Source organism: Streptomyces sp. NPDC001668, assembly GCF_042893155.1.
GTDB lineage: Bacteria > Actinomycetota > Actinomycetes > Streptomycetales > Streptomycetaceae > Streptomyces.
Genome location: NZ_JBIAUQ010000017.1, coordinates 155,045 through 178,013 on the forward strand (window position 1 = coordinate 155,045; position 22,969 = coordinate 178,013).

Sequence of the window (22,969 nt, forward strand, 5' to 3'; positions counted from 1 at the left end):
TACGTCTGCGTCGAACAAAGGCGAACAAGAACGCAGGCTCCCCGAAAACGGGGAGCCTGCGTCGTCGTTCACCGGTTCCGTCATCTGCGCAACGCCTCCGCGGGCTGGATCCGGGACGCCCGCCAGGCCGGGTAGAGGCCGGCGACCAGTCCCGTGACCAATCCGATGACCGGGGCGGCGGCCACCGTCGTGGGATGCACGACGGGCGTCCACTCCCGTGCCACGGCGACTCCCACGACCGTGAGCGTGCCGAGACTGGTGCCGATCAGCCCGCCGAGGGCACCCAGCGAGCCGGACTCGGCGAGGAACTGGATGGTGATGTGCCACGAGCGTCGCTGCCGGTGCCGTGCCCCAACGCGCCGAGCGCCGACTGGAGTTGCGCCACGTCGTCGCCGGTGGAACCCGGCTTGAGGTCCCGGTAGACCGGCACCCGGCCCTTCAGCGCGAACACCGGGCGGCCGGAGATCTCCACCAGGACCTGCCCGGCCTTGATCTCCGTCCCCACGGCCTTGGGTGCCTTGGTGACGACCGCGCTGGTCGTGCCCTCACCACCCGAACCGGACGGAGCGACGTCCACGGACTGTCCCGCGACCACGGTGCCGCGGATGATGACCGAGTCCTTGAGCACGCGGTTCTCCACCGGCGCGGTCAGGACACCCTGCTGCGGCGGGTCGGCCTCGGCCGCCGCCTGCGCCGGTGACTTCACGACGAAGGAGGCGGCGATGCCCGCACCGGTCAGCAGGACCGCGGCCGCCGCCACCGCGGCCACCCACTTGCGCTTCTGCGAGAGACCGTTGTCCGCGGCGCGGCGGGATCGGCCGGATCTCTCGGACATCTCGGACCCCGACGTCGGGACGGGCTGCTCTGCTTCGGACACTGCCTGATCGAAAGGCAGTTACTCCGGCTGACCAAATGCCGACCTCTGTAAAGCATGGCCGCCAATCGGAGGCTCCCGCAGGATTACCGAACTCCTGTTCGGTCGCCACGAGGGGAAGGTAAGAGGAAGACAAGGAGGGCTGGAGAGCGGATGCGCCCCGCGACTCAAGTCCCCGCAAGCTTGGCCGATTTCACTCAGGCAGCGGCAACCTTCCGGGCCGGGGCGGCGACTGCACTGCGGTCCCTACCCCCCCGCACGGAACGGATGACCCCATGGCCCAGCATCGTCGACGCCGAACCACCGCACTCGCCCTCGGTGTTCCGCTCGCCCTGACGGCCGCCGGAGGGCTCGCCTACGGCTTCCTCCCCGGCGCCCAGCCGAAGGCCTCCGCCGCCACCACCGCCGCCCCCGCCTGGGCCACCGCCACCGCGGACGGGTTCGCGTCGGTCAACGCACTGGGACAGAACGGCACTTACGGCGGCCGGGACGGTCAGGTCGTCACCGTGAGGACGCTCGCCGATCTGGAGAAGTACGCGACCGCGAGCGAGCCGTACGTCATCGTCGTCGCCGCGACCATCGACATGAACCCGGTCGGGAAAGAGATCAAGGTCCAGAGCGACAAGACCATCGTCGGGTCCGGGACCTCCGGGCAGATCGTCGGTGGCGGCTTCTTCCTCGGGGCCGGTGTGCACAACGTGATCATCCGGAACCTCACCATCCGGGACGCCTACCAAGGTGTGTGGAACGACAAGGAACACGACTTCGACGCCATCCAGATGGACGGCGCCCACCACGTGTGGATCGACCACAACGACCTGCGGCACATGGCCGACGGGCTCATCGACGTCCGCAAGGACAGCACTTACGTGACGGTCTCCTGGAACAAACTCAGCCAGGACAACAAGGCGTTCGGCATCGGCTGGACGGAGAACGTCGTCACCGACATCACCATCCACCACAACTGGATCCGCGAGACCGAGCAGCGGAACCCGTCGACGGACAACGCCGCCCACGCCCACCTCTACAACAACTTCCTCGAGGACGTGGCCGGGACGGACATCACCTCCTCCTACGGCAACTACTCGCGCGGCGCCACGAAGATGGTCCTGGAGAACTCGTACTTCCAGGGCTTCAGGAACCCGGTCATCAAGGACAGCACCGCGAGCATCGTCCAGAGGGGCAACACCTTCGTGGGGACGAGCGGCAGGAACGAGAGCGGGGGGACGGCGTTCGATCCGAAGAGCTACTACAGCTACACGCTCGACCCCACCGCGAACGTCCCCGCCCTGCTCAAGTCCGGTGCGGGCCCCCGTAGTTCCATCGGTACGACGAGCACGTCCGCGTCGACCAAGGCCGCGGCCGCCACCACCCTCACCGTCGCCAAGGACGGCAGCGGCCAGTACTCGACCGTGCAGGCCGCGGTGAACGCCGTACCGGCGAACAACCCCTCCCGCGTGGTGATCTCGGTCAAGCCGGGGACGTACCGCGAACTGGTCAAGGTGCCGTCCAACAAGCCGCACGTCACCATCCAGGGCACCGGTTCCAGCCGCAACGACACGGTGATCGTCTACAACAACGCGTCGGGGACGCCGAAGCCGGACGGTTCGGGGACGTACGGCACGGGCGGCAGCGCCACCGTCGCCGTGGAGGCCGACGACTTCCAGGCCCGCAACCTGTCGATCTCCAACGACTTCGACGAGAAGTCCCACCAGGACATCGCCCAGCAGGCCGTCGCCCTGCGCACCGCCGCCGACAAGGTGTTCCTCGACGGGGTCGTCGTCAGCGGCGACCAGGACACACTGCTCGTCGACACCGCGTCCAAGGACAAGCTGGGCCGCGTCTACATGAAGAACTCCTACGTCGTCGGCAACGTCGACTTCATCTTCGGCCGGGCCACCGCGGTGATCGACAAGTCCGTCATCACGCTGAAGAAGCGCTGGGACGGCAGCTCGGCCGGTTACATCACCGCGCCCAGCACCGCCGCGAACCGCAAGGGCATCCTCATCACCAACTCGACGGTCAACGGGGACGTGTCGGCCGCGAGCTTCTACCTGGGCCGCCCCTGGCACGCGGGCGGTGACGCGAGCCTCGACCCGCAGGCCACGGTGCGCAACACCTCGTTGAGCGCCGCGATCAGGACCGCTCCCTGGACCGACATGAGCGGCTTCTCCTGGAAGGACGACCGCTTCGCGGAGTACAAGAACACCGGGGCCGGATCGGGAGCCGCCTCCGCCAACCGGCCGCAGCTGACCGACGCGCAGGCGGCCGGCCAGGAGGTCGCGGACTGGCTGGGCGACTGGACGCCGAGCGCGTCCTGATCTGCCCCACTCCCCTGTCAGTGCCTGGATCTAGGCTGGTTGTCCGGATCGAGCAGGACTGATCGAGCAGGACTGACGGGGGAGCGGGACAATGGTGCGTATCGAGAGGCATCGGGTCGGCGAGGCGGCCGTTTCGGCGGTGCGGAAGGACTTCGCGAACAGGATCGGTTCGCAGGTCCACTCCATGTCCAAGGCCGGCCCGGTGACGGCGTGGGAGTGGTGGCTGATCGCCCAGGAGTTCGTCGAGTACCTCGGCGCGCTCTCGGTGGAGACCCCCGACCTCCACTCCCCCGAGGCGAAGGCGGTCCTGGAGGACGCGGCCGAGGCCGCCGCCGGCGCGGTGGCGTACGCGGCGTACTTCCCGCGCGACCACTTCGAGGTCTTCCTCACCTACCCGGACTGGGGCCTGGTCTACGACCGCGAGCCCGGCGGCACCCCGGAGCCGGTCACGGCCGCCAAGTGGCTGGACGCCTTCTGCCTGGCGATCCTCGTCGAGAAGACCCAATGGCACGGCGAGGCCTTCCACTTCGCGCGCGAGGCCGCCCAGCAGGACCGCTCAGGACGCCCCGACGCCGAACTGATCAACGGCTTCATGGCCTACGTCATCGGCGACACCGGCGACGACGACATCAGCCGACCGCCCTCCCGCGAGCAGAAGCTCACCGCGCTCGACGCTGCGCTCGGCCGGGTGCGGGCGCTGGAGAAGGAGACCGGCGAGCAGCTCGCCGACCAGCCGTACGGCATCGGCCTGCGGGCGCTGCGCGCGCTGGCCGCGGGCGACCGGGAGGGGTTCGGCGAGGCGGTCGTACGCCTGCTGAGGCCGCTGACCGGCACCCCCGGCCCCGGAGCGCGGCCGGGCAGTCTCCTCCCCCTCCTGCCGATCGCCCTGACGGCGCTGGCGTACCGGGACGAGGGCTGGCCGCCGGCCGCCGACAGCGACTATCTGCCGGACGCGCTGGTCACCGGGTTCAAGGCGACCCCGCCGCGGGTGGGGCCCTACGGCCGGGACCGCCGCCCGGACGCGGCGGCCGAACTCGCCGCGGGCGTGGTGGAGTTCGGCCGGGCTCTGGAGCCGCGTCCCCTGGACCCGGACAGCGAGGAGCAGTTCGCGCGGTACACCCGGGACGCCATCACCCCGACGCCGGGCAAGTCGCTCACCACCTTCGAGCTGGCCTACGCCGTCACCTACCAGGAGCTGCTCTTCCGCACCCGCGCCGCGCACTCGCCCGACGCGAGCGACGCCCAGCTGGAGAACCTGCGGCTGGCCGCGGAGCTGGGGGCCGCGCTGTTCCGTACGACCCTGGCGGAGCCCGGCACCGACGTGCCGGTGACGATCGACGGCAGGACCGTGACCTACCCCGCCTGCCGGGACGAGGACGCCGGGCCGGGGGCCTGGCACCGGGCGGTGCACCTCGCGCTGATCACGGGCCGGCGGGAGCATCTGGCGCCGCTGGTCCTGGCGGGGCCGGAGCGGGTCGGCCCCGACCGTTCCGGTTCGGCCTCCTACCGCCGGGCCCTGCACGACTATCTGCGCGGCGAGGATCCCGAGCCCGCCACGGACCTGGCGCTGCGGGACGCGGGCAAGGCCCGTGACCAGGGGTTCCTGCCGCCGCCCGCGGTGCTCTTCTCCCAGCTCGTCGAGGGCGACGAGGAGAGCTTCAACCTGGCCCTCCTGGACGCCCTCACGGCCCACCGCGACCACTACGCCGTCGCCGACCGCCCGGCCGACCCCGAGGCCGCCCTCAGCCTCGACGTCCTGGCCCTCGCCTGCCACGCGCGCCGGAGGGGCTGGGAGATCAGAGTGCGCTCGCCGTACCTGCCGGCGCGGATCGTGGCGGCGGCGGAGCCGTTCTGACACCGGCCGGGACCCGGCAGGGCACGGAGCGGCGTACGGCACGCGCGTCAGCGCCTGAGGATCATCGTGTCGTCCGGCGGCGTCCGCAGGATCACCGTGTCCTCCGGGAGCGGGCCCAGCAGACGGGCGTAGGCGCCTCGGCGGGCCACCAGTTCCTCATGGGTGCCCGCCTCCACCAGGCGTCCGCCGTCCACCACCAGGATCCGGTCGGCGTCCGGGGCCAGACTCAGATCGTGGGTGATCATGATGGTCGTTCGGCCGGACATCAGGCGGCGCAGGGGCTGGATCACCTGACGGGCGGCCACCGAGTCGAGGCCGGCGGTGGGTTCGTCGAGGACGAGGACGGGGGCGCCCCGGAGCATCGCGCGGGCGATGGTGATCCGCTTGAGCTGGCCGCCGGACAGGGCCGCGGTGCCGGGGGCGATCTCGGTGTCGTAGCCCTCGGGGAGGGCCCTGATGAAGTCGTGGGCCGCGGCCGCGCGGGCCGCCTGTTCGATCTCCTGGTCGCTCGCGCCGGGGCGGCCCGTCCCGATGTTCTCGCGGATCGTGCCGTTGAGGATCAGGGTCTCCTGCGGGAGCAGGGCGACCTGTTCGCGCAGGAACTCCAGGCCCATGTGGGTGAGCGGGACGCCGTCCAGGGTGATCACGCCCGCGCAGGGGTCGTAGAAGCGGGTGAGGAGCTTGGACAGGGTGGACTTGCCGGCGCCGCTCGGGCCCGTGACGATCACCAGTTCGCCGGGGGCGGCCGAGAAGGACACCTCGGTGAGGGAGTCGCGGTGGGCGCCCGGGTAGCGGAAGCGCACCCCGTGGAAGCCGACCCAGCCGTGGACCGGCCAGGTGGGGACGGGGTCGGCGGGGTCTCCGACCGAGGGGCGCGCGTCCAGGATCTCGTTCAGCCGCTGGGCGCCCGCGGTGGCCGCCGTGAGCGTCAGACCCAGCTGGCCGAGGTTGCGGACCGGCGGGTACAGGTAGCCGATGAAGGCGGCGAAGGCGAGGAGCTGACCCAGCGTCATCCGGCCCGCCGAGATCTCCCAGACGCCCAGGCCGATCACGGCGAGGACGCACAGGGTCTCGACGACCTCGACGAACTGCTCGTACATCTCGCTCAGCCGGGCCCCGCGCACGGACGCCTTCATCCAGGCGCGGGCCTCGCGGTCCAGGCGCCGCTCCTCGTCGCGGCGGCGGTTGTACGCCTGGGTCAGCACGACGTTGCCCAGTGACTCCTCCACGACGGAGGTGATCGCGCCGTCCGCGACCCGCTCGTCCTGCGAGGCCTCCTTGATCCGGCCGGAGAAGCGGCGGGCGGCGAACAGGAACAGGGGCGCGAGGACGAAGGTGGCGAGCGCCAGGTCCCAGCGCAGGTACAGGGCGGCAGCCGAGTAGAAGACGGCCGAGAAGGCGGCGGCGACCGTGCCGACGACGCCGGACACGACCATCTGCTCGATGGCCTCGACGTCACCGGTGAGGCGTTCGACCAGGTCGCCCCTGCGGTGCTGCTGGAAGAAGTGCGGGGGCAGGTCCTGGATGTGCCGGAAGACCTTCGCGCGCAGCCGCAGCACGAATCTCTCCGCGGTCCAGGTCGCCAGCGAGTTGCCGAGGTAACCGACGAGCGCGCCGAGCGCGGCCACGCCCAGCCAGGCGCCGGCCGGGCCCCAGAAGGCGGCGAGCGAACCGGCCTTCAGGGCGGTGTCGGTGAGTTCCGCGAACAGCAGGATCGCGGCGGTCTCGGCGAGCGCGGACACGACCACGCACGCGATGATCGCCGCCAGCCACCTGCGGTCGCCGCGGGTCAGTGGCCAGAAACGGCGGAAGGCCTCGCGGACTTCCCTCATGACGACTCCCTTTCAGGTACGGCGGTCCCGGGCGGCGGAGACGGCCGGGGCGGGGCCCCCGGCGCGAGACGCGCTCGCTGACCGGTGGCCCCGCCTCGTGGCGTGCGGCGTCAGCCCTTGGGGGCGACCGGGCGGCGCTTCGGCGCGGCCTTCTTGTGCCCCTTCTTCTTGGGCGCCGGACCCGGGGCGGGCTTCGCGGCCTTCTTCACGGGGACGATCTTGTGGAAGCTCATGTCTGCATCCTTCTCCGTCATGGTTCTGCAACAGTTCCTCTACCGATCCGCTGCAGTTACTTATGAATGAATTAGATTTACTTCAGTGAATTCTGTGTCAGCCCTTGGGGGCGACCGGACGACACTTCGGCGCGGCCTTCTTGTGCCCCTTCTTCTTGGGTGCCGGACCCGGGGCGGGCTTGGCGGCCTTCTTCACGGGGACGATCTTGTGGAAACTCATTGTGCTCTCCTTTGCGTTTGCGTCGTTCGCTGTCGACATGGAAAACACTACGGCATTCCTGCGACCAAAAAAGCCATTCCGCCTTAGACCTCAATAAGACTGGATATGCATCACCTGAGAATCGAAAGGCTGACACAGAATTTAAGGGCGGACATCTACGGACCGACCGCCAGCCCGGAACCCTCGACGCGCACCCGGATGCCGTCCTTCACCACCCGCACGTCCCGCAGGCGCAGTTCGCCGCTCGGCGGTTCGGGCAGCTGGAAGCCGAGGAAGAGCCGGTCGGCGAGCACCGGGCGGGTCAGGTGGGAGAGCGCTTCGAGGAGCGCCGGGTCCAGGCCGAGGCGGTCCAGGAGCTCCGGATGGGCCAGAGCCAGATCGAGGAGGTTCAGCCGCATGGCCTGCCGTACGAACTCGGGGCGGCCGGTCAGCCGGGACAGCGCGGCGTCGGACCGCTGTGCCTCGCGCACGGAGGAGTCGGGCACGCCCAGCGCGCGGACCACGGACGGGACCGCCAGCACGGCACGCGCCCTGCGGGTCTCGCGGGCCAGGGCGTCGGCGGACGCGCGGGACAGATGCAGACCCTCCGAAGGACGGCTGCCGGGCCGGTAGGTCGCCAGGTCCCCGATGTCCAGGCGCATCCCGCCGATCCGGGTGTCCACGCCCCGCTCCCCGTCGCGCGCCACGCGCACGTCGGCCCGCAGCCGCAGATCGTGCCCGGCGACCGGAAGTGTGCCGCGCACGGCGACCCGGTCACGGCCGGCTCCCCTGAACGTCACCTGGGACGCGCCGAGTTCACGGTTCATGTCGGCGAAGGACAGCAGGGCGTCACCGTGCAGCTCGGGAACGCGCGCCCCGCGCACGGAGACCGGGCCGTCGCCGTCCAGCCGGATGTCCTGGGCTGTCGCCGAGACCGCGGCCAGCGTGACCCGGTCGGCGGCCACGTCGGGGACGGTCACCTTCACCGAGTCCAGCCGCCTGCCGACAAGTTGGGGCAGGAAGGGAAAGCCGCCGATCTCCACCTCGGGCGCCGCGGTCAGCCGCAGCCGGTCCTTGAGGGTGTCGGCGGCCTTCCGCTCGGCGTAGAGGACGGCCCAGCGGTCGGCGAGGGTGAGGAAGGCGGCGAGTACGGCCAGGGAGGCGACGGCCTTCAGCGCGAGGCGGCCCCGCCGACGCCTCCGCCGGGTGCGGCGGTGGGTGGTCGGCGGGGCCGGATGCGCTTCGAATGGGGAGGAATGCGTGGGTATGTGGTGGGGGGAGCGCATCGATCCATCCGATCATGCGTACGCCCCCCACCCGCAACCCGTGCCGGGACTCTGCGACTCAGCTCACGATCTACCGGGCGATCTGCTGAACGATCTACTGAACGATCGTGATCCGGTTCGCCACCGGCGGCGCGATCGGGCTGCCCGCCGACGAGTTGGCCGTCAGGTACTCCACGAGCGCGGCGAGGTCGTCGCCGCCGACGAGGTCGTTCGTACCCTGGCCCAGCGTGGTGAAGCCGTCGCCGCCGCCCGCGAGGAAGCTGTTGGTCGCGACGCGGTAGGTGGCCGCCGGGTCGACGGCCGCGCCGTTCAGCCGCACGGAGTCGAGGACGATCCGCTCGGCACCGGTCTTCGTCAGGTCCAGCGTGTAGGTGAGGTTCCCCGACGGCTGAAGGACCTTCGGCGAGGCCGCGTTGGACCCGCTCACCTGCTCCTGGAGCACCTTGAGCAACTGCGCCCCGGTGAAGTCCTGGAGGTTCACGGTGTTGGAGAACGGCTGCACGGTGAAGCCCTCGGCGTACGTCACCACCCCGTCCCCTTCGGTCCCCTTGGCCGCGTAGGTCAGACCCGCCCGGACCCCGCCCGGGTTCATCAGCGCGAGGTCCGTCTCCGGGTCGAGCTTCCTGCCGTACGCGAGCTGCGCGTCGGCGATCAGGTCACCCATCGGGGACTCGGTGCCGGTGTTCGGGACGTCGGCGGAGATGTAGCCGATCGCGCGGTTGCCGATGGGCGCCGCGAGAGTGTTCCACTTGCTGATCAGCTGGGTCATGTCGGGCGCCTTGGCGACGGTCCGGGTGACCACGTGGTTCGCGGACTTCACGGCCGTACGGGCGATGTCGCCGGTGAAGCGGTCGTAGGTCAGCGTGGTGTCCGTGTAGAGGCGGCCGAAGGAGGCGGCCGAGGTGACCATGCGGGGCTTGCCCGACGGGTCGGGGATCGTGCAGACGTACGCCGCGTGCGTGTGGCCGGTGACCAGCGCGTCCACGGACGGCGAGATGTTCTTCGCGATGTCGACGATCGGGCCGGAGATGCCGTCGCCTGCGCCCGGGGAGTCGCAGTTGTAGTTGTAGGAGCCCGAGGCGGGCTGGCCGCCCTCGTGGATGAGGGCCACGATCGACTTCACGCCCTGCTTCTGGAGCACCCGGGCGTACTTGTTGATCGTCTCGACCTCGTCCTTGAACTTCAGGCCCTTGACACCCTCAGCGGAGACGACACCCGGGGTGTCCTCCAGGGTGACGCCGATGAAGCCGACCTTGACGTCCTTCTTCTTCCACACCCAGTAGGGCTTGAGGATCGGCCTGCCGGTCTTCTCGTCCAGGACGTTCGCCGCGAGGTACGGGAAGTCGGCGCCCGCGAACCCCTCGTCGGTGTAGCAGCCGGCGGTGGGGTGACAGCCGCCGTTCTGCAGCCGGGCCAGCTCACGCGCCCCCTCGTCGAACTCGTGGTTGCCGACGCTCGTGACGTCCAGGTCGAGCTTGTTCAGCGCCTCGATGGTGGGCTCGTCGTGGAAGAGGCCCGAGATGAGCGGGGACGCGCCGACCATGTCACCACCGGCGGCGGTGATGGAGTACGCGTTGCCCTTGCGGGCCTCCCGCAGATGGGTGGCGAGGTACTCGACGCCCCCCGCGTCGATCGTCTTCGTCGTCCCGTCGGCCTGGAGCTCGGTGACCCGGCCGGAGGAGCCGGACGGCGGCTCCAGGTTGCCGTGCAGGTCGTTGAAGGACAGCAGCTGGACGTCCTGGTAGCGGCTCGGCAGCGGCTTGCCGTGCTGGTTGTCGTGCGCGCCGGCGGGCAGCGCGGCGGCGAGCGCGCCGACGGTGGCGAGACCGGCGGCCGCGGCCACGAGTCGGTACATACGTCTGTGGCGCTGTTGCTGCTGGGACATGGCTGGCATACGCCCCCCTGAGTTCCGGATGTGAGAGTGGTGCGAGTGGCTCCGTTCCCGGCGCAGCCTAGGGTCAACGCGCGTAGCGCGACAGGGGTTTCGTGGTTACATCCTGGTTGCTTCTTTGCCGCCGCTTTGCCCCCGCCTCCCCTTACCCTCGTAGCCATGACCAGCGACGACATCGCACGCCCCGGCACCTCCCGCTCCATCGAGACCCTCTCGGCACTCTCCCCGGACCAGACCGAGGCGGTCCTCGGGCTCCTCGCCGAGGCCGCGCAGGCCGACGGCCGGCAAGCGGTGTCCGAGCAGGGCCGGTTGCAGCTGCGCGGCGGTGCCCGCGAGGGCGTGTCCCATCTGCTGCTGCACGTCGGCGGCGAACTGGCCGGCTACGCCCAGCTGGAGGACACCGACCCGGTGGAGGCCCCGGCGGCGGAACTCGTCGTCCACCCGGACCACCGCGGCCGCGGTCACGGCCGCGCGCTGGGTTCGGCGCTGCTCGCCGCCTCCGGCAAGCGGCTGCGGGTGTGGGCCCACGGCGGCCACAGCGCCGCCCGCCATCTCGCCCAGGTCCTCGGCCTCACCCTCTTCCGTGAGCTACGGCAGATGCGGCGCCCCCTGACCGGCCTGGAGCTGCCCGACCCGGTGCTCCCGGCGGGAGTCACGGTCCGCACCTTCGTCCCCGGCGAGGACGACACCGCCTGGCTCGCGGTGAACGCGGCCGCGTTCGCCCACCACCCCGAGCAGGGCTCCCTGACCCAGCGCGACCTCGACGACCGCAAGTCCGAGCCCTGGTTCGACCCGGCGGGCTTCTTCCTGGCCTTCAAGGACGGCGAACTGGTCGGCTTCCACTGGACCAAGGTCCACGCGGCCGAGCAGCTCGGCGAGGTCTACGTCGTCGGCGTCCGGCCCGGCACCCAGGGCGGCGGCCTCGGCAAGGCCCTCACCACGATCGGGCTGCGCCATCTCGCCGCACAGGGTCTGCCGACGGCGATGCTGTACGTCGACGCCGACAACAAGGCGGCGGTGTCGGTGTACGAACGGCTCGGGTTCGCCACGTACGAGACGGACCTCATGTACCGCACGGAGACGTGACGAGCCGGGCCCGCGGCTGATGGCGAGCGGGTCAGTCGGTAGCGCCTCGGGCCTCACGCCAGTCCGGCAGGAGCGTGTCGAGCAGTGCCTCGGTGCGGGGAGGGAGGCCGCGGGCGCCGCCCCAGGTCTCGTGATGGCGGGCGACGAGCGCTGCTGCCCTCGCTTCGAGCCTGGCCGTGTCGCCCGTGGCGTGCGTGGCGCGCAGGAGTTCGCGCCAGAGCCGCTCGTCCGCCGGTGCGCTGGTCAGGGCCGTGTCGAGGGCGTCGAGCGCCGGTCCGGGGTGGCCGGCCTCCAGGTGGTGGCCGGACAGGGCCAGTGCCACGTCTGCCACCAGCAGGGACAGCTGGGTCTCCACGACCTCGTGGGAGAGCCAGGTGTAGCGGTCCTTCGGACGGTCGGCCAGCAGGGGGCCGCGGGCCAGTGCCAGGGCGTCGTCGAGCAGGCGCTCCCGTAGCCGGGCGTCGCCCGATCCGCTGCCCGCGGTGGCCTCGTGGTGGAGCGTGCGCAGGACGTCGAGGTCGCAGACGACGGAGGGCGCGAGGCGCAGCCGTCCGGTGGTGCCGGTGCCGAGCCGCGGGCTTCCGTCGGGATCGGTTCCCAGCCAGGTGCGCAGGCGTGCGAGGAAGGCGTCGCGGACCTCCTCGGTCACGCCACGGGGCCACAGGCCGGAGGCCAGCACCCGCGGGTGCACTCCCTCGCGGTGGAGCAGGAGCATGGCCAGGGCCTCGTGGAGCAGCGGGCCGTGCTCGGCGTCGGGTGTGCCGAGGCCGATGATCTCGTAGGTGCCGATCAGCCGTGCGTACACCGCGGGTTGTCCGCTGGGGGTGAGGTCGACCCGGAACGGCGGGGGGCCGGGGTCCGGTGCGCGGTCGGCGGTGTCGGGCACGGTGTCCGCGAAGAGCCGGATCACGGCCTCGTACTGGTCCCGCGGCAGGAGCTGTGCCTGGAGGTCCAGACCGAGCGGTGGGGCGAGGAGGCGTCCGTCGGGGGTGGCTTCGAGTTCCCAGGAGGTGCCCGGCAGGCCCTGGTCCCCGGTGGCGGCCAGGTAGCCGATGCCCAGCCGGCCGGAGTCCGCGGCGAGTTCGGCGAGTCTCGCCGCCTGGTCCTCGCTCGGGCGGACGGCCAGCAGAACCAGGTGGGGTTCCCACGAGCTGTCCCGGGACGGGCCGGTGCGCCCGGTGAGCACCGAGTCGTGGCCTGCCATGGCGAGGGCGTCGCGTCGCCGGCCGGTCTCGGCCGCCATGGCTTCCAGCAGGTCGTCGAGGTCGTCGATCTGGCGGACCCGGGTGGGGGCCTGCTCGGCGAGTTCCGCGCCGTGGCCCACAAGGGTGAGGGTCATCCGGTCCGCCCAGCCGCTGGTGGCGAGTTCCGCGGCGACCGATGCGAGGACCGCCGTCCGGTCCGCCTGAGCGCCGGTCAGCGAGACGAGTCCGGGCAGGGCTTCGAGGTTCAGCAGCAGCCGCGCCCGACCGTGGGTGCCGAGGCTGACCAGGCCGGGGTAGGGGGCGGCGGCGCCGGTGGCCGTTTCGTGTGCCGGGAGGTCGGCCAGGTGGAGACGCCAGACCGTGTCGTTCCGGCCGGGCTGCCATGGTGCCGGGGGCTGCTGCGCCGGCTGAGCGAGCTGGAGGTCGAGCTCGCTGTCGGTGAGCCAGGCGGCGTAAACGGTCGGCAGGCTGCGGGACTGCGCGGTCAGAGTGGCGGCCAGTCCCCGCAGGGCACGGTCGAGATCGCGTACGGCCTGCGGGTCGGCGGCGACGAGCAGCGCGTCCTGGGTATCGGCGGCGGCACCCGTCGGCCGGGCAGGCTCCGGGGCGCGGTGGCCCTCGGCGCTCATCGCGGACTCCCACAGGGCCGTACGGCGTCGGCGGCCGAGCGCCGCGAGCAGACCGGCGGCGAGCAGCGGCGCGTCCACGAGGGCGTCGGGGAGACCGGGGGACGAGGTGGGAGACGCCGGTGGGGGAGACGACGGGGGCGCGGTGGGAGACGCCGGTGGGGGAGACGACGGGGGCGCGGTGGGAGACGGCGGTGCGGGAGGCGACGAGTTGGGGCCTGCCTGCTCCACACCGGCTCCGTTCCCGGCCTCAGCCCCGGCCTGGGCCTGGGCCTCGGCCGGGATGGTCAGGCTGATGCGGTGTCCCGGGTTGAGTTTGACCGGGAGGCCGGCGGCCGCGAGGTAGTGGCCGGTGGCCTGCCGCCACTGGTGCCAGCCGTCGGGGGTGTGGTCGGGGTGGGTGAAGGCCGGGATGCAGCGGCTGCCGTCGTCGTCGACCACCGTGTAGAGCCCGTCCTGCCCCTCCTGGGCGAACAGGAGGAGCGTGGCGTCGTGGAAGGCCGCGAGCAGTTCCGCCTCGCTGCCGTATCCGGTGACCGCGCGCTGCACGGCGGCGTCCAGGGCGGTGAGCGGGGCGGGGAACTCCAGCGCGACCGGCGACGGGCGGTACTTCGGGTTGTGCGTGAAGGAGACGAGCTGCCCGGAGTGGTCGACGGACCAGCCGCCGACGATGCCGTACGGGGGAACCGCGCCGGCGGGGTCGAAGTACGGGTCGATCGCGTACACGTAGCCGCCGCGCTGCCGTGCGGCCTGGGCGCGCAGGGCCGGGGTCACCGGAGGGACAGCGGGTGCGGAAGCGGGCGGAGTGGTCACAGGGTCTGCCAGTACTTCTCGAAGGCGGTCTGCTCGGCGATGGTGGCCAGCGTCTCGCGGGGTGCGGGGTGGAACGTCTGGATGCGGTCGGCGCTGGTGAGCGGCGCGACGAGGCTGAGGCGGTACACCAGGAAACCGCCCATGCCACGGCACATCCCGGAGGGCCAGGTGTCGCGTCGGGAACCGTTGACCCCCAGGAACCACCCCAGGGGTTCGAGCTGCTCACGGACGCGGACGAGCGCCTCGAAGCAGTCACCCGCCCGGCCGGAGAACCGCCCCCAGGGGCCTTCGGCGGTCACGGTGTAGTCGTGCTCGCGGTCGTCGCCCTCCCAGCGCAGCACCGCGTCGGTCTGCCAGGCACCGTTGAAGGCGAGGATCTCGAAGCGGTCGGGAACAAGGCCACTCATCGGGTCCATCCTTGGGGCAGTCGACTGGCGGGCGGTGGTTCGGGGGTGGGAGTCCGGGGGACGTGCGGCTCGTAGTGGGGGTTGGGCACCCATTCTCCCTTGGTGCCGTCGCGGAAGATCTCCCAGGCTCCCTTGATGTGCTTGCGGTCGATGCCACCGGCGAAGGCGATCTCCTTGTCGGTGTCGGCGTACTTGTTGTTCGGCAGGGTCTGGTTGACGTCGATTCCGCCGGGAGCGTCGATCTCGTACCGGTAGTCCTTCACCCAGTTCGCGTCCGGATCCGTGGTGGTGCCCACGAAGGCCGACTTGTGGTTGCCCTCCACGTAGCCGAACAGGTCGTTGTTGGACGGGTCCCATGGATGGAAGCCGTGCTCGAAGATCTCCCTGGGATGACGGTTGTCGTTGCGGTACAGCGGTTCGTGGGTCTCGCGCCACACCGGCTTGTGCGTCATGCCGTCGATGTCGATGTTCTTCTCGACGGCCGCGGGAAGGCTGCGCGGGTCGTCCGGGTCCAGCTTCCCGGCCGCCTCGGAGGCGTCGTCGACATGCTTGACGGCTCCGGCGGCGTCCTCGGCGAGGTCCTGGCCGAGGGTCTTGGCCGTGTCCTGGGCGACCGCGCCCTCCATACCGTGGGCCACCGACCTGGCGCCGGCCTTGCCCAGGGCGCCCCCGCCGCCGATGAAGTTGGTCGCGAAGGCACCCATGGCCTGGTTGCGGTCGGTGCTCCAGCCCTCGCCGACCAGTCCCTTGACCAGCTCGGTGGGGTGGTTGGCGGAGTGCACCAGGCCGCGGGCGACGCCGGTGAGGTTGGTGCCGTAGTCGGCCGGGTGCGTCAGGTTGTACGGGTCCAGGGGGTTGACCGTGCGGGCCAGGCGCAGCATCCCGGTGCCGGTCTTGATGACGCCGCCCAGCTTGTGCTCGGCTCCGACCACCTGGTTCTTCAGCGTGTTGCCGAGTTCGCGCTTGAGCCGGTCCAGGCCCTCGGGCTCGGCGGGCGCCTGGTCCGTGCCGCGGGCGAGCTTCTCGGCGAGTTGGGCGCCCTCACTGTCGCGCTCCCTGCGGGCCGCCTTGAGCAGGTGCTCCGCCATGTCGCGGCCCTCGGCCCCGGGGTCGTCGAACGGTCCCGGCTCCTGCGGAGGCCGCTGCCCGTCCTTGCCGCCGGACAGACCCGAGACCTGGAGAGCGAGGATCTGCTGTGCGTAGTCATCGGCCTCGCGCCGGTACTGCGCCCTGGCCGCCTCGGTCTGCCGCTGGGCCTGCTTCCACCGCTCGACCGCCTCGCGGGCCTGCCTCCGCGCCCACTCGACGGTGTGGGCGTAGTGGTCCAGCGCGGCGGCCGCGTCCTCGAACGAGTCGGCGGCCTTCAGCCAGCGCCCGGGGTGGGTCCGCACCTTCTCACGGAAGCGGTCGGCGGCCTGTCCGTGCCAGTCCGCCGGATCCATCTTCCGCAGCGCCAGGCCGGTGCGCTCGAAGGCCGCCCCCAGTTTCCTCAACTGCCCCGCGGACGCACGGATCCGGCCCGCGTCCCCGTGCACCAGCAGGGCGGGGTCGTCGGTCTCGTCCAGTTCCAGCTCGCGGGTGCCGGCGCCCAGCTGGTCGGCGACCCAGGAGCCGGCTCCGTCGGCCTTGCCCGCCCAGCTGTGGGCGCCCGCCGCGTCGAGCAGCTCCGACGTGCCGTGGGTGACGGACTGCACCCCGTCGGCGAAGGTGTCGCGCAGGCCCTGGGTTGCGCCGTCCAAGTTGTCGAGGAAGCCCATCACTTGCCCTTCGCCGCGACGCCGGAGTCCTGTCCGTCGTCGTCACCGCCGAAGGCCGGGGAGGCAGCGGCCCTCACCGCCCCGATCTCGGTGCCGACCGTGCCGGTCTCGGTGACGTCGGTCCAGGTGGCGGAGAGGTTCTTCCGGCTCTCCTCGGAGGCGTTCTCGAAACTGGCCATGGAGTAGTCGGGGCGGTAGGTGTCCCGGGCCTTGTCCCCCACCTGGCTCCAGGACATCTTCTCCGCGTCCTGCGAGGTCAGTGACGGGTCCGCGGTCCCGGCCAGCACGACGTCCTTGACGACGCCCATGCCGTACTCCTCCGCCTCGTGGTAGTAGCCGGCGTTCAGATCCAGCGTCCCGGCCACCTCGTTGCCCTCGTCCAGGAGCGCCTGGACCTCCCAGCCCCAGCGCTCGGCGAAGTCGTCCAGCCGCTGTGAGGCGGCGGAGTGGCCCATCGCGTTCGGGGGCAGGGACAGATCGGAGAATCCCTGACCCGTGGTCGCCCCGGTCGCGTCCGTGATCTTCTTCAGCTCGTCCAGCGCGTCGTTGATGCCCTTGGACACCTGCTTCAGGATCTGCGGGTCGACCCCGTAACCACCACCGCTCACCACGCGGCGACCTCCTCGTCGGCGACGGACTGCCGGTCGAGCGCGATCCCGTCCGGCACGATCCCGGACACCGGTGGCAGGAAGGCGCGTGACGCGGAGGACACGTCCACCACGACCCCCATCGGCACCCGGTCCCGCCCCACCCAGGCGGGAAGCAGCTCGTGCAGCAACTCCTCACCGTGCACGGTGACATAGCGTGCGTACCGGGCCAGTTCGGCGGGCAGTTCGCCGGGCTCGGCGGCCTCCCACTTCTGCTCCAGGAAGGTGTGCATCTCGCGGGTGCCGGTGAACGCGAACAGCCAGCGGATGCCATCCGAGTCCGATGTCCACACGGCACCCTCACCGAGCAGCGGAAGCAGAAGCTCCGCGCCCCGCACGGCCTCGACCAGGGCCCGCGGATCCCCTTCGCCGCGCAGGAACGCGCCCATGTGCGCCCGAAGTTCCGCCGTCCCTGTCGACGGCTTCCCGCCTCCGCCCATCCGGTTGCGCACCCCGTTCGCCTCGACCTGTCACGACTTCAGCGCACACCAGGCATCTCGGCATGACAGCAGCCCCACGGCATGAGCAGGAAAAGCCTAGCCCGGCAACTGCGGTACCAGTGAAGGGGCCTGGCGGACGGGGCCGCGCTCTGGACGGACCCGGCGGCCGGAGCGTGCTCCTGCCCGGTGGGCCGGTACGGCGACACCGTACGGTCAGGACACCAGCCGCGCCCTGAGGCCCCGTACCGGCTCCACCGCGCAGGCCGCTCCCAGCAGGACCGCGCCCGCCAGCACCGTGGCCCATCGCAGGTGCGCCGCCTCCCAGTCCGGGGCTCCCACCGGGACGAACAGGTCCCAGCGGGCGGGGAGCAGGAGAGGGGCGAGCAGGGCCAGGGTCAGGACACCGGCCGCCACCGAGGGGCCGGGTTCGGGTTCGTCGGTGAAGCGGACCGCCAGCGCCGCGGCGGCCAGCGCGAGGACGGCCGTCGCCGCCGCCTCCAGGGTGACCGCGCCGAGGGGCGGCCGTGCCTGCCTCGGCAGCAGGGCCAGCGCGGCCGTCCACCACAGCGCGGCGAGCGGCGCCACCAGCGCGACCCGCAGCCCGGTCCGGATCCAGCGCCGGGTGGGCACGGGGGTGGTGAGCCGGCGGGCCGGGTCGTCGAGGAGGAAGGCCAGGCCCAGGGCGAAGACGAGGGCGGCGGCCCGGAGGAGGGTGAGACCGAGCCACGGGTCGGGCGTCTTGGACAGCAGCCGCGGCAGACCGGTCACCAGCAGCCCCACGACCGCCCCGGCACCGACCGCCCGCCACGGCACGGTCCGCGCCACGGCCACCACCAACGCTCCTCGGGCGCCCCCGTCACTCCTGCGCACAGTCCTGCTCCCCCTTCGGCACCTCGGTCCCCAGCACCCGCGCCACCCGGGCCGTCGAGACCCCTGACCTGGTCAGCTCGGCCCAGTGCCGCTTCACGGAGGCGGTCACCTCACCGCGCGGCCGGCTCAGCAACTCCCGTACGACATCGGTCTGTCCGGCCGTCATGGACAGCCCGCTGGTCGGGGCGAGGACGCTCGCCGACCCGGTGACGCTGTCGTCGAGGCGGACGTTCGCGAGGTCGGCCATCGGGTGCGTGTCGCCGCCCAGGGCCAGCCACATCGTGGTGACCACCCGCCCGTCGCACAGTTCGCTGCCCTTCGACTCGTCACCGGCGACCAGCACATAGGCGACGCCGACCGCGAACTCGGGGACCCGGTTGCCGCCCCACCGCGTGCCCACGGTCACCTGGTTCGGCGTGCCGAGCGGGTCGATCGCCGAGTCACCGCTCAGGCCGTAACGCGCCTCGACCCGCTGCCGTACGAGAAGCGGCTGCCGCGCGGCAGTACCGCCGGCCAGGGCCTGGACGCGGTCCACGACCCCCGCCCAGTCACTCGCGCGGCCGGTCCACTCGGGGAAGGCGCAGTACGTCGAGCCGCCGTGCCGCACACACGACTGGTCCCGCTGCGGGGAGACCGTGGCGCGTTCGCGGGCGGCCGTCAACTCCGGTGACGCGCCCCCGGACTGGCCCACCGCTCCGGCCAGCGTCAGCGCGAGCGCGCCCGCCGCCCCGGCCTTCAGGTACAGCGCCCGGCCGCCGCTCGCGAGGACCGCGCAGAGGGCGAGCAGCAGGATCAGCCCGGTCAGGTACAGCGCGTGCCAGGCCGCGGGGCGGCCGACGAGGTCGGACGGCAGCACCGTGTTGCCGCCGCTCTCGTCCACGATCGGGGACAGCCAGCGCGACCACTCGGCGCCGCTGGTGCCCGCCGAGACGAACACGCTGAGGACGAAGAGCCCGATCACCCCGACCGGTGCCGCGAACGTGGACGGGACCAGCCGCGCGAGCAGCACCCCGAACGCCCCGCACAGCAGCACGTACAGGGGGCCGACGGCCAGTTCGGCGAGGGAGACGTGGCCCACCGCGCCGGGCCTGAGGGCCTGCCGGGTGAACTCGCCGAGCACGACCAGCGCGGTGACGCCGGCGAAGGGCGCCACCGACAGCACATGCGCGACGGTCCGCCGCCACGGCTCCATGACCAGCACGTCGAACTGCCGGTCGGTACCGCGCCTGCGGGAGCGCAGTGTGCACCGGTTGACGCACACGAACAGGGCGACCCCCAGCAGCAGGGGCCCGGCCTGGGTGTGGCGGTCGGCGTCCTGGAGGGCAGGGAAGGCGTCCATGCCCTCCTTGTCGTCGAACAGCGTCCAGGCGGTCCAGCCGACGTACAGCAGCAGGGTCACCACGACCGGGATGTACCGCAGCAGGTCGCGTGTCTCGAAGCGGGCGAGCGCGAACACGGCGGCCCAGGATCGTCGCGGGTCGTCCTCGGGTACGGCGGTGGACTCGGCCACCGTCTTCGTCGCCAGGCTCATGCGGCCGCCACCTGCGCGTCCACGTCGTCCAGGGTCAGCAAGTAGCCGTCCTCCAGGGTGGGTTCGAGGAGCTCGGCACCGGCCGGCGGCTCGCCGACGTTGCGGAAGGAGCCGGTGCCGGTGCGCCAGCCCGCCTTGGCGCCGGGGGCGCGTTCGGTGCTGCTCCACACCCGGCCGGCCGCGCGGGCGGTCAGGTCGGCGGGGGTGCCCTCGAAGAGGATGCGACCGCGTGCCATGACGAGCACCCGGTGGCAGAGCATCGCCACGTCCTCGGTCTGGTGGGTGGACAGCAGCACGGTCCGGCCCTCCCCGGCCTGGGCGATCAACTCCCTGAACCGCATGCGCTGTTCGGGATCGAGGCCGACGGTCGGCTCGTCGAGGACGAGGAAACCGGGGTCGCCGACCAGGGCGGCGGCCAGCGCGACCCGCTGCCGCATCCCGCCGGACAGTTTCTTGATGCGCCGGGCGCGGACGTCCCCGAGGTCGACCTCCTCCAGCACCCGCCGCACCTCGCGGTGGCGTGCGGTGCGGTCGGTGAGCTCCTTGAGGATCGCCACGTAGTCCACGAACTCGAAGGCGCTGAAGTCCGGGTGGAAGCCCGGGGTCTGCGGGAGGTAGCCGAGCGAGCGGCGGACCTGCTGGCGGCCGCGCGAGCTGCCCGGGTCGTGCCCGAGGACGGTGAAGGAGCCCCGGTCGGCGGGCACGGCGGTGGCGAGCACCCGCAACAGCGTGGTCTTCCCGGCGCCGTTGGGCCCGAGCAGCCCGGTCACGCCCGGGGTCAGCCGCAGCGACACGTCGTCGAGGGCGCGGGTGCCGCCGTAGCGGAGATGGAGCCCGGAGGCGGAGACGGTGGCGGTCATTCGGCACTCCCGTTGAAGAGGTCGAAGCGGTCACGGAGGAGGAAGAGCAGCCCGGTGGCGAGCGCGGCGACGGCCCCCGCCACGCCCTGCCCGGCCGCGGTGAACGGCGCGAGCGAGTCGGCGTTCGTGTGCTGCGCGGCCAGCAGTACGGCGACCCAGGCGCCGCCGACCAGGGACGGCGCGAGGACCGGGCCGAGCCGCGGGGTGAGGGCGAGGCCGGTGCCGGTGAGGGCGAGCGCGGGCAGCAGCCAGGCGAGCGCGCGCAGGCCGTAGCCGGGCAGGGCCAGCGTGGCGAGCCCGTTGAGGCCGAGGCCCGCGACCAGCACGGCGAGCGTGCGGATCATCAGCAGCCGGAAGCCGTGCAGGGGCGCGACGACCGCCATCTCGTACGTCGGGTCGAGCACCGGGCCGTAGGACAGGGCCACGCCGGCCAGCGGCAGCAGCGGGGCGAGGGCGAGGAAGAGGGTCGGCGAGCCGACCGTGTGCACCGCGCCGACGGTGGCCAGCAGCAGGAACACCACCGCCGCCAGCCAGGAGCGCCGGAGCACCGGCGTGGCCGCGAGCAGCCGCGCGGTGTGGTCGGCGATGCCGGCCCGGACCAGCAGCCCCTCGAACCACCCGGGCCGGGGCGCGTCGAGCTCGGCGTCCAGCCGCTCCCAGCCGGCGTCCAGCGCGACCGGGTCGGTCACGTCGCCGAGCAGCCCCCGGCACTCGGCGCAGGCGGCGAGGTGGGTGTCGGCGGACCAGAGCAGGGGGGCGGCCAACTCGCCCCGGGCATAGGCCCGTAGGTCCTCTTCTGTGACGTGCCAGGTACTCACGCGAGCGCCTCCCTCAACTGCTTGCGGGCCCGCATCGCCCGGGTCTTGACCGTGCCGGGCGGGATGCCCAGCAGGACGGCGGCCTCGCGGGTGGTCAGACCGTCGATGACCGTGGCCTGGAGGACCGCCCGCAGCTCCGGTGACAGCCGGACGAGAGCGCCCGCCAGGTCCCCGTGCTCCACCCCCGCGAGCACGCGTTCCTCAGCGGACGCCTCGTCCCGGTGCCGCAGCCGGGACAGGGCCTGCCTCAGCCGCCCCCGCGCCCCGTCGCCGCGCAGCGCGTCGATGAGCCGCCGCGAACCGATCCGCCACAGCCACCCGGCCGCGTCGCCTTCCTCGCGGTAGCGCGCGGTCCCCCGCCACACCGCGAGGAACGTCTCCTGTACGACGTCGTCGACCAGGCCCGGATCGGCGCACCGGCCGCGCAGCCGGGCCGTCAGCCAGGGCGCGTACCGCCGGTACAGCTCCTCGAAGGCGCGCCGGTCCCCGTCCGCGGCGATGGCCCGCAGCAGATCTCCGTCGCTTCTCGTTTCCCTCACGCCCTTCCATCGGACGGCCCCCGCCGACCGGTTCACACCACCACGCTTGACTTTCCGTACCGACTCCCACCACCCTTTCACTACTCAATTAGTGAAAGGGTGGTTGTCCGCGTGGTCGAGTACCGCATCGACCGGCGCTCCGGCGTCGCCACCTACATGCAGATCGTCCAGCAGACCAAGCAGGCCCTCCGGCTGGGCCTCCTCGAACCCGGCGACAGGCTCCCCACGGCCCGCGAGGTCGTGGAGGCCACCGCCATCAACCCGAACACCGTGCTCAAGGCGTACCGCGAACTGGAGCGGGAGGGCCTGGTCGAGGCCCACCGCGGCCTCGGCACCTTCGTCCGCCGAACCCTCGGCGCCGGCGCCCAGGCCGCCGCCGGCACCCCCCTGCGCGCCGAGCTCGACGACTGGGCCGGGCGCGCCCGGTCCGCGGGCCTGGGCCGCGAGGACGTCGACGCGTTCTTCACCGCCGTACTCGACGAGCACTTCCCGAAGGGGGACCAGTGAGCTCCACTGCGCCTGGTCGGCCCCGGCCGTCTTCGCCGAGCGGGGCCGCTGCGCTGGGCTTGGGCGGGGCGCCTAGGGGGGTGCCGGGTGCTGTCGTCGGGCGGCTGCGGGCGAGTGGGGGCTGGTCGCGCAGTTCCCCGCGCCCCTGGGTGGGCCATGTGGACGCTCGTGCAGACGCGTACGGCGCGCAGGGGACGGGGTGGGGGGTGTCCGCCCGCAGCGGCCGGCGTCCGTCACCGAGCCCTATTGAAGTCACCGAGCCGCCGGACCGAGGACGGATACCCCCCCCCCCCGCCCCCCCCCCCCCCCCCCCCCCCCCCCCCGACACCCCCCCCCCCCCAAACCCAACACGCCCCCCCACGGCCAAAAAGG

Annotated in this window: 20 protein-coding genes and 1 pseudogene; 4 read left to right on the forward strand and 17 right to left on the reverse strand. The window is 72.2% G+C overall.

Translation table 11 applies throughout. The annotated features are described in order from the left end of the window. Positions 1 to 80: 80 nt before the first annotated feature. Positions 81 to 371: pseudogene (locus tag ACFYZ8_RS37605) on the reverse strand (ABC transporter permease); the annotation flags it as partial. Further along, a complete protein-coding gene (locus ACFYZ8_RS37610) occupies positions 266 to 835 on the reverse strand; it encodes a peptidoglycan-binding protein (RefSeq protein WP_388539979.1) in 570 nt (189 codons plus the stop codon). The gene ACFYZ8_RS37610 and the pseudogene ACFYZ8_RS37605, both read right to left, overlap by 106 nt. Positions 836 to 1,149: 314 nt before the next feature. On the opposite strand from ACFYZ8_RS37610, the gene ACFYZ8_RS37615 reads away from it, so the two are divergent. Both ACFYZ8_RS37615 and ACFYZ8_RS37620 read left to right on the forward strand, forming a co-directional pair. After that, a complete protein-coding gene (locus ACFYZ8_RS37615; RefSeq protein ID WP_388539976.1) occupies positions 1,150 to 3,195 on the forward strand; it encodes a pectinesterase family protein in 2,046 nt (681 codons plus the stop codon). 91 nt (positions 3,196 to 3,286) lie between these two features. Continuing rightward, positions 3,287 to 5,050 carry an immunity 49 family protein gene (locus ACFYZ8_RS37620; RefSeq protein WP_388539973.1) on the forward strand — a complete coding sequence of 588 codons (1,764 nt, stop codon included), beginning with the start codon at positions 3,287 to 3,289 and terminating at the stop codon, positions 5,048 to 5,050. A gap of 47 nt (positions 5,051 to 5,097) precedes the next feature. Here ACFYZ8_RS37620 and ACFYZ8_RS37625 read toward each other — a convergent pair whose 3' ends face one another. The 5 genes from ACFYZ8_RS37625 to ACFYZ8_RS37645 form a co-directional block, all read right to left on the reverse strand. After that, positions 5,098 to 6,882 carry an ABC transporter ATP-binding protein gene (locus tag ACFYZ8_RS37625; protein WP_359038050.1) on the reverse strand — a complete coding sequence of 595 codons (1,785 nt, stop codon included), beginning with the start codon at positions 6,880 to 6,882 and terminating at the stop codon, positions 5,098 to 5,100. A 110-nt stretch (positions 6,883 to 6,992) separates the two neighbouring features. Then, positions 6,993 to 7,115 carry a hypothetical protein gene (locus tag ACFYZ8_RS37630; protein WP_388539970.1) on the reverse strand — a complete coding sequence of 41 codons (123 nt, stop codon included), beginning with the start codon at positions 7,113 to 7,115 and terminating at the stop codon, positions 6,993 to 6,995. A gap of 97 nt (positions 7,116 to 7,212) precedes the next feature. Next, the gene (locus ACFYZ8_RS37635) at positions 7,213 to 7,335 is read right to left on the reverse strand and encodes a hypothetical protein (RefSeq protein WP_359038046.1); all 123 of its coding nucleotides are present in this window, start codon (positions 7,333 to 7,335) and stop codon (positions 7,213 to 7,215) included. A 155-nt stretch (positions 7,336 to 7,490) separates the two neighbouring features. Next, the gene (locus ACFYZ8_RS37640; RefSeq protein ID WP_388539967.1) at positions 7,491 to 8,600 is read right to left on the reverse strand and encodes a DUF2993 domain-containing protein; all 1,110 of its coding nucleotides are present in this window, start codon (positions 8,598 to 8,600) and stop codon (positions 7,491 to 7,493) included. 94 nt (positions 8,601 to 8,694) lie between these two features. Continuing rightward, the gene (locus ACFYZ8_RS37645) at positions 8,695 to 10,494 is read right to left on the reverse strand and encodes a bifunctional metallophosphatase/5'-nucleotidase (RefSeq protein ID WP_359038042.1); all 1,800 of its coding nucleotides are present in this window, start codon (positions 10,492 to 10,494) and stop codon (positions 8,695 to 8,697) included. Between the two features lie 156 nt (positions 10,495 to 10,650). Here ACFYZ8_RS37645 and mshD point away from each other — a divergent pair, with 156 nt between their 5' ends. After that, positions 10,651 to 11,577 (forward strand): mycothiol synthase, encoded by a 927-nt coding sequence (mshD, locus tag ACFYZ8_RS37650; protein ID WP_388539963.1) that lies wholly within the window; start codon positions 10,651 to 10,653, stop codon positions 11,575 to 11,577. A 31-nt stretch (positions 11,578 to 11,608) separates the two neighbouring features. On the opposite strand, the gene ACFYZ8_RS37655 is transcribed toward mshD, so the two are convergent. The 10 genes from ACFYZ8_RS37655 to ACFYZ8_RS37700 all read right to left on the reverse strand — a co-directional run bounded on the left by ACFYZ8_RS37655 (position 11,609) and on the right by ACFYZ8_RS37700 (position 22,090). Continuing rightward, complete coding sequence (locus ACFYZ8_RS37655; RefSeq protein ID WP_388539960.1) at positions 11,609 to 14,182, reverse strand: type VII secretion system-associated protein; 2,574 nt, start codon at positions 14,180 to 14,182, stop codon at positions 11,609 to 11,611. 35 nt (positions 14,183 to 14,217) lie between these two features. Then, the gene (locus ACFYZ8_RS37660) at positions 14,218 to 14,628 is read right to left on the reverse strand and encodes a hypothetical protein (protein ID WP_359038036.1); all 411 of its coding nucleotides are present in this window, start codon (positions 14,626 to 14,628) and stop codon (positions 14,218 to 14,220) included. Then, positions 14,625 to 16,367, reverse strand: a complete 1,743-nt coding sequence (locus ACFYZ8_RS37665) for a putative T7SS-secreted protein (RefSeq protein WP_388539958.1) — start codon at positions 16,365 to 16,367, stop codon at positions 14,625 to 14,627. The genes ACFYZ8_RS37660 and ACFYZ8_RS37665 overlap by 4 nt, the downstream gene beginning before the upstream one ends. Before the next feature lie 17 nt (positions 16,368 to 16,384). Next, complete coding sequence (locus ACFYZ8_RS37670; RefSeq protein WP_359038032.1) at positions 16,385 to 16,996, reverse strand: hypothetical protein; 612 nt, start codon at positions 16,994 to 16,996, stop codon at positions 16,385 to 16,387. Beyond that, the gene (locus ACFYZ8_RS37675; RefSeq protein ID WP_359038030.1) at positions 16,990 to 17,421 is read right to left on the reverse strand and encodes an SseB family protein; all 432 of its coding nucleotides are present in this window, start codon (positions 17,419 to 17,421) and stop codon (positions 16,990 to 16,992) included. The genes ACFYZ8_RS37670 and ACFYZ8_RS37675 overlap by 7 nt, the downstream gene beginning before the upstream one ends. A 264-nt stretch (positions 17,422 to 17,685) precedes the next feature. Continuing rightward, entirely contained in the window at positions 17,686 to 18,342 is a 657-nt protein-coding gene (locus tag ACFYZ8_RS37680) for an ABC transporter (RefSeq protein WP_388539955.1), read from the reverse strand. Continuing rightward, positions 18,329 to 19,873 (reverse strand): ABC transporter permease, encoded by a 1,545-nt coding sequence (locus tag ACFYZ8_RS37685; RefSeq protein WP_388539953.1) that lies wholly within the window; start codon positions 19,871 to 19,873, stop codon positions 18,329 to 18,331. The genes ACFYZ8_RS37680 and ACFYZ8_RS37685 overlap by 14 nt, the downstream gene beginning before the upstream one ends. Then, a complete protein-coding gene (locus ACFYZ8_RS37690) occupies positions 19,870 to 20,733 on the reverse strand; it encodes an ABC transporter ATP-binding protein (protein WP_388539950.1) in 864 nt (287 codons plus the stop codon). Before ACFYZ8_RS37690 ends, ACFYZ8_RS37685 begins: the two co-directional genes overlap by 4 nt. Then, on the reverse strand, positions 20,730 to 21,551 hold the full coding sequence (locus tag ACFYZ8_RS37695) for a zf-HC2 domain-containing protein (protein WP_388539947.1): 822 nt from the start codon (positions 21,549 to 21,551) through the stop codon (positions 20,730 to 20,732). Before ACFYZ8_RS37695 ends, ACFYZ8_RS37690 begins: the two co-directional genes overlap by 4 nt. After that, positions 21,548 to 22,090 (reverse strand): RNA polymerase sigma factor, encoded by a 543-nt coding sequence (locus ACFYZ8_RS37700; protein ID WP_388539944.1) that lies wholly within the window; start codon positions 22,088 to 22,090, stop codon positions 21,548 to 21,550. Before ACFYZ8_RS37700 ends, ACFYZ8_RS37695 begins: the two co-directional genes overlap by 4 nt. Before the next feature lie 111 nt (positions 22,091 to 22,201). Here ACFYZ8_RS37700 and ACFYZ8_RS37705 point away from each other — a divergent pair, with 111 nt between their 5' ends. Next, positions 22,202 to 22,597: a GntR family transcriptional regulator gene (locus tag ACFYZ8_RS37705; RefSeq protein WP_388539941.1), complete on the forward strand. Its 396-nt coding sequence runs from the start codon at positions 22,202 to 22,204 to the stop codon at positions 22,595 to 22,597. Positions 22,598 to 22,969 lie beyond the last annotated feature (372 nt).

What these genes read in the sequence shown, in the direction of transcription:
- ACFYZ8_RS37625 (WP_359038050.1), bottom strand. Translation starts at nt 6,882, where the DNA reads ATGAGGGAAGTCCGCGAGGCCTTCCGCCGTTTCTGGCCACTGACCCGC.
- ACFYZ8_RS37630 (WP_388539970.1), bottom strand. Translation starts at nt 7,115, where the DNA reads ATGAGCTTCCACAAGATCGTCCCCGTGAAGAAGGCCGCGAAGCCCGCC.
- ACFYZ8_RS37640 (WP_388539967.1), bottom strand. Translation starts at nt 8,600, where the DNA reads ATGCGCTCCCCCCACCACATACCCACGCATTCCTCCCCATTCGAAGCG.
- ACFYZ8_RS37615 (WP_388539976.1), top strand. Translation starts at nt 1,150, where the DNA reads ATGGCCCAGCATCGTCGACGCCGAACCACCGCACTCGCCCTCGGTGTT.
- ACFYZ8_RS37645 (WP_359038042.1), bottom strand. Translation starts at nt 10,494, where the DNA reads ATGCCAGCCATGTCCCAGCAGCAACAGCGCCACAGACGTATGTACCGA.
- ACFYZ8_RS37610 (WP_388539979.1), bottom strand. Translation starts at nt 835, where the DNA reads ATGTCCGAGAGATCCGGCCGATCCCGCCGCGCCGCGGACAACGGTCTC.
- ACFYZ8_RS37635 (WP_359038046.1), bottom strand. Translation starts at nt 7,335, where the DNA reads ATGAGTTTCCACAAGATCGTCCCCGTGAAGAAGGCCGCCAAGCCCGCC.
- ACFYZ8_RS37675 (WP_359038030.1), bottom strand. Translation starts at nt 17,421, where the DNA reads ATGGGCGCGTTCCTGCGCGGCGAAGGGGATCCGCGGGCCCTGGTCGAG.
- ACFYZ8_RS37660 (WP_359038036.1), bottom strand. Translation starts at nt 14,628, where the DNA reads ATGAGTGGCCTTGTTCCCGACCGCTTCGAGATCCTCGCCTTCAACGGT.
- ACFYZ8_RS37685 (WP_388539953.1), bottom strand. Translation starts at nt 19,873, where the DNA reads ATGAGCCTGGCGACGAAGACGGTGGCCGAGTCCACCGCCGTACCCGAG.
- ACFYZ8_RS37690 (WP_388539950.1), bottom strand. Translation starts at nt 20,733, where the DNA reads ATGACCGCCACCGTCTCCGCCTCCGGGCTCCATCTCCGCTACGGCGGC.
- mshD (WP_388539963.1), top strand. Translation starts at nt 10,651, where the DNA reads ATGACCAGCGACGACATCGCACGCCCCGGCACCTCCCGCTCCATCGAG.
- ACFYZ8_RS37620 (WP_388539973.1), top strand. Translation starts at nt 3,287, where the DNA reads ATGGTGCGTATCGAGAGGCATCGGGTCGGCGAGGCGGCCGTTTCGGCG.